Source organism: Rathayibacter sp. AY1B6 (assembly GCF_002932755.1).
Classification (GTDB): domain Bacteria; phylum Actinomycetota; class Actinomycetes; order Actinomycetales; family Microbacteriaceae; genus Rathayibacter.
On sequence record NZ_PSWL01000020.1, the window covers coordinates 45,644 to 59,818 of the forward strand.

Genomic DNA, 14,175 nt, shown 5'->3' on the forward strand with positions numbered 1-14,175 from the left:
GCGGTGACCGCCGTCGGCGCCCGCACCGCGCGACGCCACGTCCTCGCCCGCACGTCGGTGTCCGCCTCCCGATCGCGGGTCGCCGGGCCCGCGTCCCGGGCCGCCTCCCGGCGATTCCCTCCCCGCCAGACGAACGCCGGACTCACCACTCCGCCGGCCGGTCACGCGGGCTCCGTCCTCCCCCTCCGACCCCTCACCTGAAGGACCCCCTCATGTCACGAACCCCCCGGCAGGAGCGCACCCGGCGCTCACGCCTCCCCCGAGCGGGCGCCGCGCTGACGCTCGCCATCGCCTGCCTCGGCGGCGTCCTCGGACCGATCGGTGCCGCCGGTGCCGCCGAGACCGTTCCCGCTCCCGCGCTGCAGTACTCGTTCGACGGCATCGGCGCGACGCTCGCCAACGGAGCCGTCGTCGCCGATTCCGCTCCGGGCAACCACCCCGGGACCCTGATCAACGCCGGCGCGACCAGCGTCGCGGGCCCCTCCGGCGCCTCCACCGACCGCGCTCTCTCGCTCCCGGGCGGATCGAGCACGTCGGCCGCGCCGCACGTCCGGATCGCCCCGGGCCTGATCCCCGCCGGCACGCAGGACGTCACGATGTCCGCCTGGCTGCGCTGGAGCGGTGCTCCGGACTGCACCTGGCCCTTCACGCTCGGCTCCAGCGTCGACTCCCACGTCCTCTCCACCACGAAGTGCGGACCCGCGGGCTTCGGTGCGATCAAGAACGGCTCCGAGGTGCGGGCCGCAGGCACCACTCCGGTCGCTGCGAACCGCTGGGTGCACATGGCGGTCGTCGTCAAGGGCGGCCAGTCGGTCTCGACCTACTTCGACGGAACCCTCGTCGGCCAGGGCAGCACGACCTTCACCGCCGCCTCGGCGATCGGCACCTCCACGTTCTCCGGCTTCCTCGGCAAGTCCTTCTACGGCGCGGACGCCTACTGGGCCGGGGCCATCGACGACATGCAGGTGTGGACCTCCGCGCTCACCGCCGGCCAGGTGCAGCAGAGCGCCGCGTCCGTGCACTCGGTGCTCGCGAACCAGGACGCCGCCGTGTCGCTCGGCGACACCTCGAACGTCACCTCGAACCTCACTCTCCCCACGACCGGCGCCAACGGCTCCACGATCACCTGGACGTCGAGCGCCCCCGGCGTCGTCAGCGCCAGCGGCGTCGTCACCCGGCCCGCCGCAGGCAGCCCGGACGCCACCGTCACGCTGACCCCGACCGCCGTCCACGGCGGCATCACCGTCGTCGGCCGTGCGACCACCGTCTTCGTCCCGGCGTACGCCGCCGGTGACAGCGCCGAGGCCGAGCTCGCCCGGGCCGTCGCCGACGGAATCACCAACGATCCCGCCCTCGCCGGACCGGTACGCGGCAGCCTGAACCTGCCCTCGACCGGAGCCGACGTCGCCACCACCGCCGCGCGCGCGAACAGCTCCAGCGCCGTGGTGACCTGGACCTCGTCGAACGAGGCCGTCATCACCTCCGCCGACAAGGGCACCGCGCCGAACGTCGTCGCGAAGGGCTCGCTCACGCGTCCGTCCGCCGACACCACCGTCACCCTCACCGCGACGATCACCGTCCCCGGCACCACGCCCCTCGTGCGGACGCTCACGCGCACCGTTCCGGCCGCGGCCCCCGTGGCCGCGAGCGACCTCGACGCGTACCTGTTCGCGTACTTCACCGGCGACAGCATCGAGGGCGAGAAGATCCGCTTCGCGACCTCCGACGGCAACGACTCGCTCAGGTGGAAGACCCTGAACGACGCCCAGCCGATCCTCACCTCCACCCTGGGCACGAAGGGCTTGCGGGACCCGTTCATCTTCCGCTCGAAGGAGGGCGACCGCTTCTTCCTGATGGCCACCGACCTCTCCGTCGGCACCACCGGCTTCGGCGGATCGACCAACCGCGGCAGCCGCTACCTCGAGATCTGGGAGTCCACGGACCTCGTCAACTGGGGCCAGCAGCGCCACGTCGAGGTCAACCTGCCGAACGCGGGCATGACCTGGGCGCCGGAGGCCACCTACGACCCCACCATCGACGCCTACGTCGTCTACTGGACCTCGGCCCTCTTCACCGACAGCACGCGCAACGTCGAGGACGGCAACGGACCGCAGATCCTCACGTCCACCACCCGCGACTTCCGCGACTTCACCACCCCCGAGGTCTGGTTCAAGGCCGCTGACGTCCCCTCGCTCAACAAGAGCAACGGACTGATCGACGCCACGATGCTCAAGGACGGCGACACCTACTACCGCTTCACGAAGGCGACCGAGACCAGCGGCTGCCCCTCGCCCGACATCATCGGACAGAAGTCGACGAACCTCCGTGCCACCACCGCCTCCGGCGCGTGGAGCCTGATCGACACCTGCATCGGCCGCACCGCCGGAACGCCGGAGGTCGAGGGTCCCGAGATCTTCAAGACCAACGAGGGCGACCGGTCCGGGTACAAGTACTTCCTCTGGACCGACAACTACGGCGGACGCGGCTACATCCCGCTCGGCACGAACTCGCTCGAGGGCGACATCCAGTGGACGATCCCCAGCAGCTTCTCGCTGCCGACCTCGCCCCGTCACGGATCCGTCGTCTCCATCACCGCGAAGGAGCGCGACGGGCTCGCCGCGAAGTGGAACCCGTCGCTCCTGGTGACCTCGATCGACGCCGTGGCGCGGACCGTGCAGGCCGGATCGACCACCGTCGACCTGCCCGCCACGGTGGGCGCGACGTTCAAGGACGGTCACCGCGAGACGGTCGCCGTGACGTGGGAGACGGCCGATCTCAGCTCGCTGAAGAAGGCGGGCGACACCGTGCAGGTACGCGGACAGCTCGCCAACTCGGCAGCGACGCCGGCCATCGCCACCATCACCGCCACGGCTCCTCCCGGACCGTCGCTGACGGCCTCGGCCGCGAGCCGCTGCGTCGCCGGCAAGGTGACGGTCACCGCGACCGGCACCAACACGAGCGGCTCCACGGTCGAGATGACCGTCGGCTCGCAGTGGGGGAGCAGGACCTTCACCGGGGTCGCTCCCGGCAAGTCCGTCTCCGCCGCCTTCACCACCCGGGCGACCTCGGTCGCCGCGGGCGAGGTGAGCGTCACCTCGAAGGACGCGAACGGCACGAGGACGGCCGCCGCGCCGTACTCGGCGCTCACCTGCCGCTAGGCCGGTGACAGGGGAGGGGCGGCGTCGAGCCGCCCCTCCCCTGACCTCCTCCGTTCCGGGGCCTCCGGCCACCGGAGCAGGGGAGCACGGACCCTTGGTCCGTGCTCCCCGCATCCACCTCTCCCACGGAAGTAGACGAACAATGCGGTTCCGACGCACGACGGCCCTCCTGGTCGCCGCGAGCCTGACAGCGGGAGGGGCTGCGCTCAGCGCGGCACCCGCACAGGCCGCGGTGCCCAGCCCGGTCCTCTCCTACGACTTCTCCTCGTCCGCCGCCGTCGGCTCCGCCGTGGGCGCGGGCACGACCCTGACCGACTCCGCTGCCGGCCGCTCCGCCACCGTGCGCGGGACCGGAGCGACGACCGTCGCCGGCCCGCGCGGCGGCACCGACCGCGCACTCCGCCTCCCCGGTGGCGCTGCAGGCAGCTCCGCCGCCTACGCCGAGATCGCGCCGGGACTGACCACGGCGGCCACCACCGACGTGACCATGTCAGCCTGGCTGCGCTGGGAGGGGAACCAGAGCTGCAGCTGGGCGTACGCGCTCGGGCAGTCGACCGAGCGGTACCTCTTCACCACGCCCCAGTGCGGAGGCAACCTGATCGGTGCCGTGAAGAACGGCTCGGAGCAGCGCGCGGCCGACTCCGGTCCCGCCGCCACCGGCCGCTGGAGCCACGTCGCCGTGGTCCTGCGCAGCGGCGTCAGCGTCTCGACCTACGTCGACGGCCGGCTCGCCCAGACCACCCCGACCTCCGCGACCGGAGCGGCGACGGTCGGCACCTCCGCCTTCTCCGGCCTCCTCGGCAAGTCGTTCTACGGCCCCGACCCTCTCTTCGCCGGGGCGATGGACGACGTGCACGTCTACTCCTCCGCACTGACCCAGGACCAGGTGCGCGAGGACGCGGCTCCGGCCGCCGCCGCGATCGCCGCATCGGACGCCGCCGCGGCGACCGTCTCCGTGACCGGACCCGTCACCAGCGACCTCTCCCTGCCGACCCGCGGCGCGGGCGGCTCCGTCCTCACCTGGGCGAGCAGCGACCCCGCTGTGATCGGCACCGACGGCTCCGTGCGCCGCCCGGCACCCGGCTCGGCGAACGCCACCGTGACCCTGACCCCGACCGCGACCTTCGCCGGATCCGCCGCCACCGGCACCGCGCGCAGCGTCACCGTCGCCGCGGACACCGAGGCCGACGCCACGGCGCGCCTGCGCACCGCCCTCGTCGTCCCGCCGACCGTCGCCTCCGGAACCGCTCTTCCCACGCTCGCCGGCTACACCGTGTCGTGGAGCGCGGACGGCGCCGGCCTGTCCGGCGGACGCCTCGTGAACGACACGGCGACCGACCGGGCGCTCGCGCTCACCGCCTCCGTGAAGGTCGGCACCACCACGCTGACGAAGACCTTCCGCACCACCGTCCTCAGCGCCTCCACGGCGAAGACCGTGGTGTCGTACACCCGGACGCCGACCGGCGAGGACAAGGCGAACCAGGACACGATCGCCCGCGGCCTCCACCTGGCACTCGGCTCGTCCGTCGCCGACGCGGCACCGCTCTCGGGCAACTCGGGAGTCCTCTTCGCCGACGGGGTCTTCCTCGGGACCGACAAGGCCGACAACCGCGGCCTCGCGAACCCCTCGCTGTTCACCTTCGCCGACGGGACCGTCGGCGTGATCGCCACCCGCGTTCTGCAGTCGGGCGCGTCCGACGGCACCGGGGCCTCGAGCGCTCTGGTCTTCAAGGCCACGGACGCCACCGCGTCCGACTTCACCGAGCTCGGCCTCATCGACCTCGGCACCACCGGGGGCGTCGTCGCGCCGAAGGCCGTCTACGACACGGACCAGAACCGCTACCTCGTCTCCTGGACGGACTCCTCCGGGGCTGCGAAGTACACGACCGTCACGGACCTCGCCCGCACCGAGCTCCGCGCGCAGGCGTTCTGGCCGAAGGACGGCGGCCGTCGCAGCGTCGTCGTGACCGACGGGAACCGCGGTGCGGTCCTCGGAGGAAGCCCCGCCACTGTCGCCGCTCCCGACCTCTCCGGGGTCTCGGGCCGCGTCCCCGACGCTCTGCCGGGCGGCGCGCTGACCGTCTCCGGCTCCGTCGCCGACTCGCTCGCCAAGAGGTTCGGCCGCACGGTCAACACCGGATCCTCGGTCGCACCGCAGACGATCGATCAGGGCGACACCTCCGCCCTGTCCGGAGTGAAGGCGCAGCTCTCCTACAACGACGGCTCGACCGGCAGCCTCGGCATCGACTGGAACCAGCAGCAGCTCGCCGACCTCGCCGCGAAGGGCCCGGGAACGTACGACCTCTCCGGGACCGTCCGCCAGCGGCAGTACAACGAGCCGTTCGCCTACAACCGCGCGGATCCGACGATCTACCGCTACGAGCGCAACGGGAAGACGCAGTACCTCTTCACCGCCACGGACGACACGAACAACAACAACGTCGCCTCGCAGCACCTGCCGATCCGGGTCGCCGACAGCATCGACCAGCTCAGCGACGACAACGGCGGACGCGCGCGTGAGGTGGACCTCCTCAACCGCACCACGCGGATGGACCGCACCGCCGAGGGCAAGGTGATCGCGGGCTGCTACTGGGCCCCCGAGATCCACGAGATCGGCGGCAAGCTCTCCATCCTGTTCGCCCCGTGCTTCAACCCGGACAACGACCAGTCGAACCAGAACGGTCAGTGGTTCACGGTGCAGGCGCACATCATGCAGCTGCGCGACGGCGGAGACCCCGCGAACCCCTCCGACTGGAGCGCGCCGCGCGCCGTCCTGAAGAGCGACGGGAGCGCCCTCGGACGCCCCGGCACGGGACGCAACATCAGCCTCGACATGACCTACTTCGAGTCCGGTGGAACCGGGTACTACGCGTGGTCCCAGCGCTACGTCGACAACGGAGTGAGCGACCCGGCGACCTGGATCGCCAAGGTCGATCCCGCGAACCCCACCCGCGTCATCGGCGAGCCGACCCCGATCATCGTGCCCTCGCTGACGTTCGAGGACCACCTGTCCGAGGGAGCGTTCGCGATCCAGCGCGACGGGAGGATCACGCTCGTCTACTCCAGCAGCGGCGTCAGCCCGAAGTACATCGTGGGCGGCGCCTGGGCGGAGGAGGGCAGTGACCTGACCGACATCGCGAGCTGGACGAAGTACGACGGCCCGCTCCTGCAGAGCGTCCCCCTGCCCGACGGCGTCGTCGACTACCGCGCCTACGAGCAGGGTCCCGGCCACGGAGCCGTCACCCAGGACGAGGACGGCAACGACCTGTACGTCTACCACACCTGGGGCAACGGAGTCGGGGGTGACGGCCGCGACACCCGTCTCGCCCGCATCCACTACGCCGCCGACGGCCGACCGGTCTTCGACCTGACGCCGACGGAGGAGGTCGCGCCCGCGAACCGGACCGTGACCGCGAAGGTCACCGTCACGTCGCCGCTCACCGTGACCGCCACGGCGTCGACCCGCTGCGTCAGCGGGAAGGTCGTCCTGACCACTGTGGTCAAGAACGACAGCCGCTCGACCATGGACATCACGACCGTCACCGCCTTCGGCTCGAAGACCGTGACCGGAGTCGCGCCGGGAGCATCCGCGTCGGGCGCCGTCACCACCCGCGCGGTCTCGATCCCCGCCGGGACGGTGGCCGCGACAGGGAAGGCCGTCGTCGACGGGAAGACGGTCACCGCGCAGACGAGCGTCGACTACCCGGCACGCAGCTGCCGCTGAGAAGGCGGGGGAGCGGGCGACACGATCGCCCGCTCCCCTGCTGTACCGCCCCGACCTGCACTGCGCCCGACCTGCAGTGCCGCCACCTCTGAAGGACGACCGACGAGATGCATCACAGCGTGAGAACCGGGACTGTCCCGACCGCCGGGCTCGTGCTGGCGAAGGCCGCGCAACCGCACGGCCTCGCCGAGGAGAAGGACGACGGAGCAGCCGGGAGCGCAGCTGCGGTCGGAGCGCACGACCTCCTGCTGATCAACGGCAACGCCTTCCCTCTCTCCTGAGCCCCCCTGCACCTGACGAGTGGGTCCCCGGCCCTGATCGCCCGCCGATTCCGCCGAGCCGGCATCACTACCGGCTGCGGATCGGAGTGGCGATCGGGCCGGATTCCCCTGTCCGGGCTGAGCGCTGATGCGTGGAGCTCTCCTGAGGCGACTCCCGGACGCGCGCCGGCGGTGAGCGGCCCGGCCCCTTCCTCCCGTTGCAGCAGGAGACCGCCGTTCCCCAGGAGACACCCGTGATGCTCGATCGATTCCTCGCGTCCCTCGCACGCCCTCTGCGGCGCACGAACCGCTGCGGAGCCTGCGGGCTCGACTGCGGCACCGACGTCTTCATCCTGATCGCGCTCGCGACCGGCGAGAACCGCGACGAGTCCCGCCTCCGAGAGGTACTCGACCACCGCTCCGGCCACCGTGTCGATGTCGTCGAGGTGCGCAAGCGCCTCCTCCGGCTCTCACGCCACGGTCTGGTGCTCCTCGAGAGAGGCAGGAGGACGCCGCTGCAGCGCATCGAGCGCTTCTCGATCACGCGCGACGGCCGGGCCTTCCTGGCGTCCCACGCCAGAGCGCTGGACCTCCTCGCCGAGGAGATCCACGTCGCGCTGCTGTCCCGCTGACGAGGGGAGTGCCTGTGCGGGCGCACGCCGGACATCTCCTGGTCGGCCGTCGTCGGATCGGTCGTGTCGGTGACGTTCGCGACCGTGCTGCCGTGGTGCGAGGCGATGGCGGCGCTCCTCGAGGAGGCCGTCCCTGCTGCATCCTCAGCAGGGACGGCCTGGGGCTCGGCTCGACCCAGGAGCCGGGTCCGGGGACAGGCCTGTCCTGATCCTCGACCGCAGAAGGAAGAGCCTCGGTCCCGGTCGGGCTCCTCCCGGCCGGGACCCGCCTCGCGCCGGAAAGTGCCCTTCGTGCATCACCCCGGGCTGGAGAGCTGGATGATCTCGGAGATCACCGCGGCTCGAGTGTCGTCCGGTATCCGATCACCTCCGAGGGAGTGGTGCGACCACAGGCCGTCAGCAGCAAGACAGGCGATGAACTGGCGGAGAGCGATCGGATCGGTCGCGGTCTCCTCTGCGGAGGGCGTCCACCGTCGGCGCACCTCCGCTACCGGCGCTCGGAGAGCGGTGTCGCTGCCCGTGGCCTGGAGGAGTCCGATCTGCATGCGCGTCGACGGTGTCAGGGCGACGGTGACGTAGGCGGTCACGCGCTCCGTCAAGGTGGCCTCGTCCGCCGTCTTCCCTGCGACGTCGATCAGCTGGGCTTCCCAGCCGGCCGCGACGTGCTCCTGGAGAGCACGGGCGAGATCGGCTCGATCGCGGAAGTGGTACATCATTCCACCGCGTGTCAGCCCAGCCTCTTCGGCAGTCGCTTCGAGCGTGACGCGGACAGATCCTTCCCGCGCCGCGACGCGGACCGCTGCGTCGAGGATCCGAGTCCGGTTGTTGGGTCGCGTCGCGCGAGGAGACGTCCGAGGAGAAGGCAGGACCTCCTCACCGCTGGGCGGGTTCGATTCCATGTCGTGATCGATTCCGCCGCTCCCTCGGTCCGAGTGAGCGGCTAGGGATGGTGGGTGCTGAGGCGGCCCGGGGGGTCTCGACGCGTCGCCGCACGAGCGGGTGCGACAGCGTCGGCCGCCAGTCTGCCATCCTCTCCTGCCGACGTCGGAAGGTGAGGCTCGACCCCCTCGGTGCGGGTCGTCCTGACGACGGACCGCACCCGGAGGGATGGCTCTCCCGGTCGACGAATCAGGGAGAAACTGTACATTCATGATTGTGAACTTGTGTTACCGTGATCGCCTGCCCAGCTTCAGAGCTGCGGGCGGTCAGGTGCACTGCCGGTGCGGGATCCGAGGCTGAAAACCTCCAGCGACTTCATTCCTCAGAAGCCTGGAGGTTTCTCCATGTCCAGAATCGCGGACAAGCCGAACGCCCGCTGGTGGGCGCTCGCCGTTCTCGCCATGACCCAGCTCGTCGTCGTCCTCGACACGATGATCGTCACCATCGCCCTGCCTCAAGCCCAAGCGGATCTGGGGATGAGCGACAGCCTGCGCCAGTGGGTCGTCACCGCCTACGCCCTCGCTTTCGGAGCACTTCTCCTTCTCGGCGGTCGGATCGCCGACTACGGGGGCCGGAAGCGCACCTTCATGGTGGGGATGACCGGTTTCGGAGCCGCCTCGCTCTGGGCCGGACTGGCTCAGAGCGGTATGGAGCTCGTCATCGCCCGCGGTGTCCAGGGCGCGTTCGCAGCGCTGCTCGCCCCCGCCGCGCTCGCCATGCTCACCGTCACGTTCACCCACGGCAAGGAACGCAATCTCGCCTTCGCCGTCTTCGGCACGGTCGCCGGATCCGGAGCCGCCATCGGCCTGATCCTGGGCGGCGTGCTCACCGAATTCACGGACTGGCGCTGGTGCCTCTTCGTCAACCTGGTCTTCGTCGCCTTCGGCCTCGTCGGCGGGGCTCTCGTGCTTCGCGAGAGCAAGGCGGACGGAGACAATCGCCACGACGTCTGGGGAACCGTCACGGTGACCCTGGGACTGGGCGCGATCGTCTACGGGTTCACGCGGGCCGAGCACGGATGGGGCGCGATCGACACCGTCGCCTTCCTCGCACTCGGCATCGTCCTGCTGACCGTCTTCGTGCTCATCGAACGCACGGTCGACCAGCCCCTGCTGCCCCTGCGCGTCATCCTGCGTCGCGTGCGAGGCGGCGCGATCCTGATTCAGGCCGCGAACGGCGCCGTGATGATCGGGGCCATCCTCTACCTCGCGTTCTACTTCCAGATCGTCCTCGGAATGGGGCCGCTGACGGCCGGGCTCGCGAACCTCGCCATGACCGTCGCGATCATGGCGTTCTCGCCCGTCACCACGAAGATCCTCAACACGTTCGGCCCCCGACCCGTGATGATCGTCGGGCCGCTCGTCTCGGCAGCAGGGCTCTTCCTGCTCCTCGGCATCACCCCGGACGGGAACTACTTCCTCCAGGTCCTGCCCGCCCTGGTCGTGCTCGGGATCGGACTCTCCATGCTCTTCGTGCCCGTCCAGAACCTCGCCCTTCTCGGGGTCGAGAACGAGGACGCCGGTGTGGCCTCCGCCGTCGTCAACTCCGTGTTCCACATCGGCGGATCCATCGGGCTCGCGGTGTTCACCGTGTTCTACGCGAGTACCGCGGACTCCGCCGTGGCGTCCGGAACGGCGGAACTCGCCGCGTTCACCGACGGCTACAAGGCGGTGTTCCTGGCTGCCGCAGTGACCATGGTCGCCGCCTCCGTCATCGGACTCCTCCTCATCCGAGGGACGAAGGAGGACCTCGACCCCGCCTGGGACGAGGCGGAGGTCGCCCTCGTCCACTGAGACGATGCCGAAGGGGCGGGCCGGTTCGTGCAGCAGCGACAGACCGGCTCGCCTCTTCCCGTCCGACTCACGACACCCCGTACCTCGTCGACCGACGACCTCCCCTCGATGAGGGAGTCGGTCGTGGATCGCAACGGTCCGGTCGTCCGACGCGGCCGCGTCATCCGGTGGGTCTTCTCCCGCGATGCCGGCTGCACCGCCGAGATCATCGAGGGCCGCGACCCGTTCGCCCGGCACATCACCACAGAGAGGAACGACGACGCCCGGCCGCCCTCAGATGAGGGGCGGCCGGGCGTCGTCGGTCGAAGGAGCCGGTCAGGTCATCCGCAGCGGAGCGCCGGGTAGGCGGCGCTCACGGGAGCGGAGGCACTGCCGACGGTGGCGACCCCCTGGACGGTGCCGGCGGTGACCGAGGCGGCCCGCGTGGTCACGGCCAGCGAGGCGGTCCGGCCCGCGTCGATCTGCTGCGTCTTCGCGCCCCACAGGGTGTTCCAGCGGAGGTCGGCGCTCGACGCGGCCTTGTTGACGGTGGTCAGCGTGACCACCACCTTGCCCGCGACGCAGCGAGCCGCTGCCGTGGCGGTGACGGGCACAGCCGGCGCCTTCACGGTGATCGTCGCCGTGACGGTGCGGTTGGCTGAGGCCACCTCCTGCTCCTTCGAGAGCGAGAGGTCGAGCCGGCCGCTCGCGCGGATGTTCACGCCCTTGAACCAGGTGTTGCGGTCCGAGTCGAACAGGCCGCCCGCGTTCTGCGGGTCGGTCGCCGTGTGCGGGTCCGGGTAGGGGCGGGCGTGGTAGGCGAGGAGCAGGTTGCCCGACTCGTCCTCGACGAACGAGTTGTGCCCGGTACCGGCCTGCTGGCGCGAGAAGTACTGCGTCTCGTCCGCGCCGAGACGGCCCAGGTAGGTGTCCTCGGTGTCCAGTACGGGGAACGCGGTCTGCGTCCACGTCGCGGGGTTGAGGAGGTCGGCGTTCGCATCGGCCGTGAGCATGCCGAGCGAGTAGTACTTGTCGACCGTTCCGCCCGAGTAGGTGAGGTACATGCGTCCTCCCTCGGACACGATGAACGGCGCCTCGACGACGCCCTGGTCGCTGCCCTCGGTGGTGTCGGACGGGGTCGGCGAGCGCTTGCCCGACTCCCACGGCTGGCTCTCGCCGTAGATGCGGCTGACCGCACCGGAGACCAGCGGGACGGTGCCCTTGGGTCCCATCGTCGCCTTGGCGAGTGAGAGCGTGTTGCCGTTGGGCAGGATCCAGTAGCCCTGGGTGGCGCCGTTCTCCTGGCGGTCGATGTAGCTGACGTCGAAGGCCGCGCCCTCGAGGACGACCGGCTCGCCCCACTTCGTCTTGTCGAGGAAGCCGCCCGCGGCGATCGAGGCGTCGGTCCCGGTGTAGGGGATCAGGACGGTGTTGTCGCACCAGCCGCCGACCGGCGCGTAGCCCTTGTTCATGCCGGCGACGATCCACCAGGTGCCGTTGATCTTGTGGAACTCCTGCGCCCAGATGTATCCGCCCCAGCCGTAGAAGGTGTTCGGGTACTGGCTCTGGAGGCCGGGCGTGCCGGCGTCGGGGTCGATCACGATCTGCTCGGGAGCGGAGTCGAGACCGGCGATGGTCTTCGAGCGCTTGAGGCCGATCTTGCGGTAGCTGGAGCTCTCCTCGATCGGGCCGAGGGAGTCCTGGCCGTAGTGCGAGCCCGTGAGGTAGTAGTAGCCGTCGTCCTCGTTGAAGAAGACGTGCGGATCCGCGCGGGCCTCGTTGACCATCGCCTCGGGGTCCTGCTGGACGGCGCCGGTGACCTGGTAGGTCCCGGGACGCGAGGTGTCGACGGCGGTGGTCAGATCGTCCTGCCAGTCGACGTTGAGCGACTTGGTCGAGCCGTCGTTGTACTCCATCACGGCCTGCCCCGGGAGCGCTGCGGCGATCGCAGCGGATCCGGCGCCGGAGTCGACGGAGCCGCTGAGCGACTTCACACCGGTGTTCTTCAGGTCGACGTACTCGCGGTAGAACGTGCCGAACTCGGACGAGGTCAGCGTCGTCTCGCCGGCCTGGCCCTGGGTGAACCAGGCGGGGAGACCCGAGCCCTGGACACCGGGGACGCGGGCGTCGGCGCGGGTGGTCGCTCCGGGAGCGGTGCCGGAGGCGAGGTCGGTGAACAGCGTCACGCGGCCCTCGGTGGTGAGCAGATCGGTCCAGAACAGCTTGTAGACGCCGAGGGCGGAGTCGAAGACGATCCGCGGGTCGGTCACGACCGAGCCCGGCGCGACCCGGAGGACGCGCTGGTCGCGGAAGGTGCGGCCGTCGGCGGAGCTCCAGAGGTAGACGGAGTCCGTCGCGTTGTTCTGCGACGAGACCGCGCCGAGCGAGCCGTCCTTCGAGCGGAACAGCAGCGGCGAGCCCATCTGGGCGTTCGGGCGCTGCGCCTGGTCGCCGTCCTTGAGGACGGAGAGGATCGACTGCGAGCGGTTCAGCGGCTCCCAGGTGGTCGCGCCGGCGGGCAGTGCGGCCGTGAAGAGCGAGTCCGCGCGACGGTCGTCGTTGTAGGCCAGCGGGTCGTCCTTCACTCCGTTCGTCGTGGTGACGGTCTTGACGGAGGTGGCGATGCGCCCACCGGGCACGGCGAGGGTGCTGTCCCACGCGTAGGTCTGCCCGGCGACGGCTGCCTGGAGGCGGACGGCGACGGGAGCGGTGAGGCCCGAGAGGTTCACGGCGCCGGTGGAGGAGACGCGCGCGGCGCCGGCGCCGGAGGCGGTCCAGGTCACGGTGTTCCCGAGCACCTGCGCGGGCAGGTCGCCGAGCACGGTCGTGGGGACGTCGAGTGCTGCGCGCAGGTCGGTCGCCACGGTGCTGCTGGTCGCGCCCAGCTCGGCCCCGGTCAGGGCGCGGTCGTAGACGCGCAGGTTGTCGAGGAGACCGGTGAAGTACTCCCCGCCGCCCCAGTTGGCCTTGCCGACCTGCAGGACTCCGCCGGTCGATCCGAGGACCGTTGCGAGCGAGGGGCCGGCCGTCGTGACGGCCACGGGCTTCGCGTCGACGTAGAGGCGGGCGGTGCCGGCGCTCAGGACGAGGTCGACGTGCTTCCACTCCGTGCTGCTCGGGCCGGTGAGGTTGCCCGAGGAGTCGCGGGCACCGCTGTTGGCGTACCGCTCGACGGTGATGCCGGTCGTCCTGTCGAGGACGCCGACGTACTTCTCCTGGGCGTAGTCCTGGGTCGCGGCCGAGCGTGCGGCGAAGACCGACCAGCCGACGTTGTCCGCGGCGGCGGGCTTGGAGTCGTACGACAGGGTGACGGAGTCGCGCCCCTTCAGCAGCGGCTGCCCGTCGGTCCCGGTGAGATCGAGCCAGAACGAGGACGACAGCGAGACGGCGCTGCCCTGCCCGGTGCGCCCGGCGACGAGGGTCGGCGTCCCCTTCACGGCGGCGCGGGTCGACCTGTCGGTGAAGGCGCCTCCGCTCGGGGCGGTGTCGAAGGTGAAGTCCGCGAGCAGGCTCTGCGCGGGGGTGGTCGCCGCTGTCGCGGCGACGGCGACCGGCACGGCGGCGCCGGCGGCGAGGGCGATCGTCGCGGAGGCGGCGAGGGTGGCGGCGAGCAGGCGCGAGCGCCTGCCTCCGCCCGGGGGTCGTGACGTCATCGTCGACGTGTCCTCTCGGGTTCTGCAGCGAACCGGT

7 protein-coding genes are annotated in these 14,175 nt (G+C 70.9%); 5 read left to right on the plus strand and 2 right to left on the minus strand.

Going from position 1 to position 14,175, the window contains the following annotated elements:
• Positions 1 to 212: 212 nt before the first annotated feature.
• The 4 genes from C5D08_RS11685 (at position 213) to C5D08_RS11695 (ending at position 7,774) form a co-directional block, all read left to right on the plus strand.
• Complete coding sequence (locus C5D08_RS11685) at positions 213 to 3,158, plus strand: immunoglobulin-like domain-containing protein (protein ID WP_104277171.1); 2,946 nt, start codon at positions 213 to 215, stop codon at positions 3,156 to 3,158.
• A 142-nt stretch (positions 3,159 to 3,300) separates the two neighbouring features.
• Positions 3,301 to 6,882, plus strand: a complete 3,582-nt coding sequence (locus tag C5D08_RS11690; RefSeq protein ID WP_104277172.1) for a LamG-like jellyroll fold domain-containing protein — start codon at positions 3,301 to 3,303, stop codon at positions 6,880 to 6,882.
• A 119-nt stretch (positions 6,883 to 7,001) separates the two neighbouring features.
• Positions 7,002 to 7,163 carry a hypothetical protein gene (locus C5D08_RS17045; protein WP_181110158.1) on the plus strand — a complete coding sequence of 54 codons (162 nt, stop codon included), beginning with the start codon at positions 7,002 to 7,004 and terminating at the stop codon, positions 7,161 to 7,163.
• A 233-nt stretch (positions 7,164 to 7,396) separates the two neighbouring features.
• On the plus strand, positions 7,397 to 7,774 hold the full coding sequence (locus tag C5D08_RS11695; protein ID WP_104277173.1) for a hypothetical protein: 378 nt from the start codon (positions 7,397 to 7,399) through the stop codon (positions 7,772 to 7,774).
• A gap of 296 nt (positions 7,775 to 8,070) precedes the next feature.
• Here C5D08_RS11695 and C5D08_RS11700 read toward each other — a convergent pair whose 3' ends face one another.
• Positions 8,071 to 8,925 (minus strand): TetR/AcrR family transcriptional regulator, encoded by an 855-nt coding sequence (locus C5D08_RS11700; protein WP_104277174.1) that lies wholly within the window; start codon positions 8,923 to 8,925, stop codon positions 8,071 to 8,073.
• A gap of 132 nt (positions 8,926 to 9,057) precedes the next feature.
• Between C5D08_RS11700 and C5D08_RS11705 the strand changes: the two genes are divergently transcribed.
• Positions 9,058 to 10,506, plus strand: a complete 1,449-nt coding sequence (locus tag C5D08_RS11705; protein ID WP_104277175.1) for an MFS transporter — start codon at positions 9,058 to 9,060, stop codon at positions 10,504 to 10,506.
• Positions 10,507 to 10,826: 320 nt separating this feature from the next.
• On the opposite strand, the gene C5D08_RS11715 is transcribed toward C5D08_RS11705, so the two are convergent.
• The gene (locus tag C5D08_RS11715; RefSeq protein ID WP_104277177.1) at positions 10,827 to 14,138 is read right to left on the minus strand and encodes a family 43 glycosylhydrolase; all 3,312 of its coding nucleotides are present in this window, start codon (positions 14,136 to 14,138) and stop codon (positions 10,827 to 10,829) included.
• Positions 14,139 to 14,175: the final 37 nt, after the last annotated feature.

Excerpts from the sequence above, each read along its gene's own strand:
- C5D08_RS11685 (WP_104277171.1), top strand. The coding sequence starts at position 213 with ATGTCACGAACCCCCCGGCAGGAGCGCACCCGGCGCTCACGCCTCCCC.
- C5D08_RS11690 (WP_104277172.1), top strand. The coding sequence starts at position 3,301 with ATGCGGTTCCGACGCACGACGGCCCTCCTGGTCGCCGCGAGCCTGACA.
- C5D08_RS11700 (WP_104277174.1), bottom strand. The coding sequence starts at position 8,925 with ATGAATGTACAGTTTCTCCCTGATTCGTCGACCGGGAGAGCCATCCCT.
- C5D08_RS11705 (WP_104277175.1), top strand. The coding sequence starts at position 9,058 with ATGTCCAGAATCGCGGACAAGCCGAACGCCCGCTGGTGGGCGCTCGCC.
- C5D08_RS11715 (WP_104277177.1), bottom strand. The coding sequence starts at position 14,138 with ATGACGTCACGACCCCCGGGCGGAGGCAGGCGCTCGCGCCTGCTCGCC.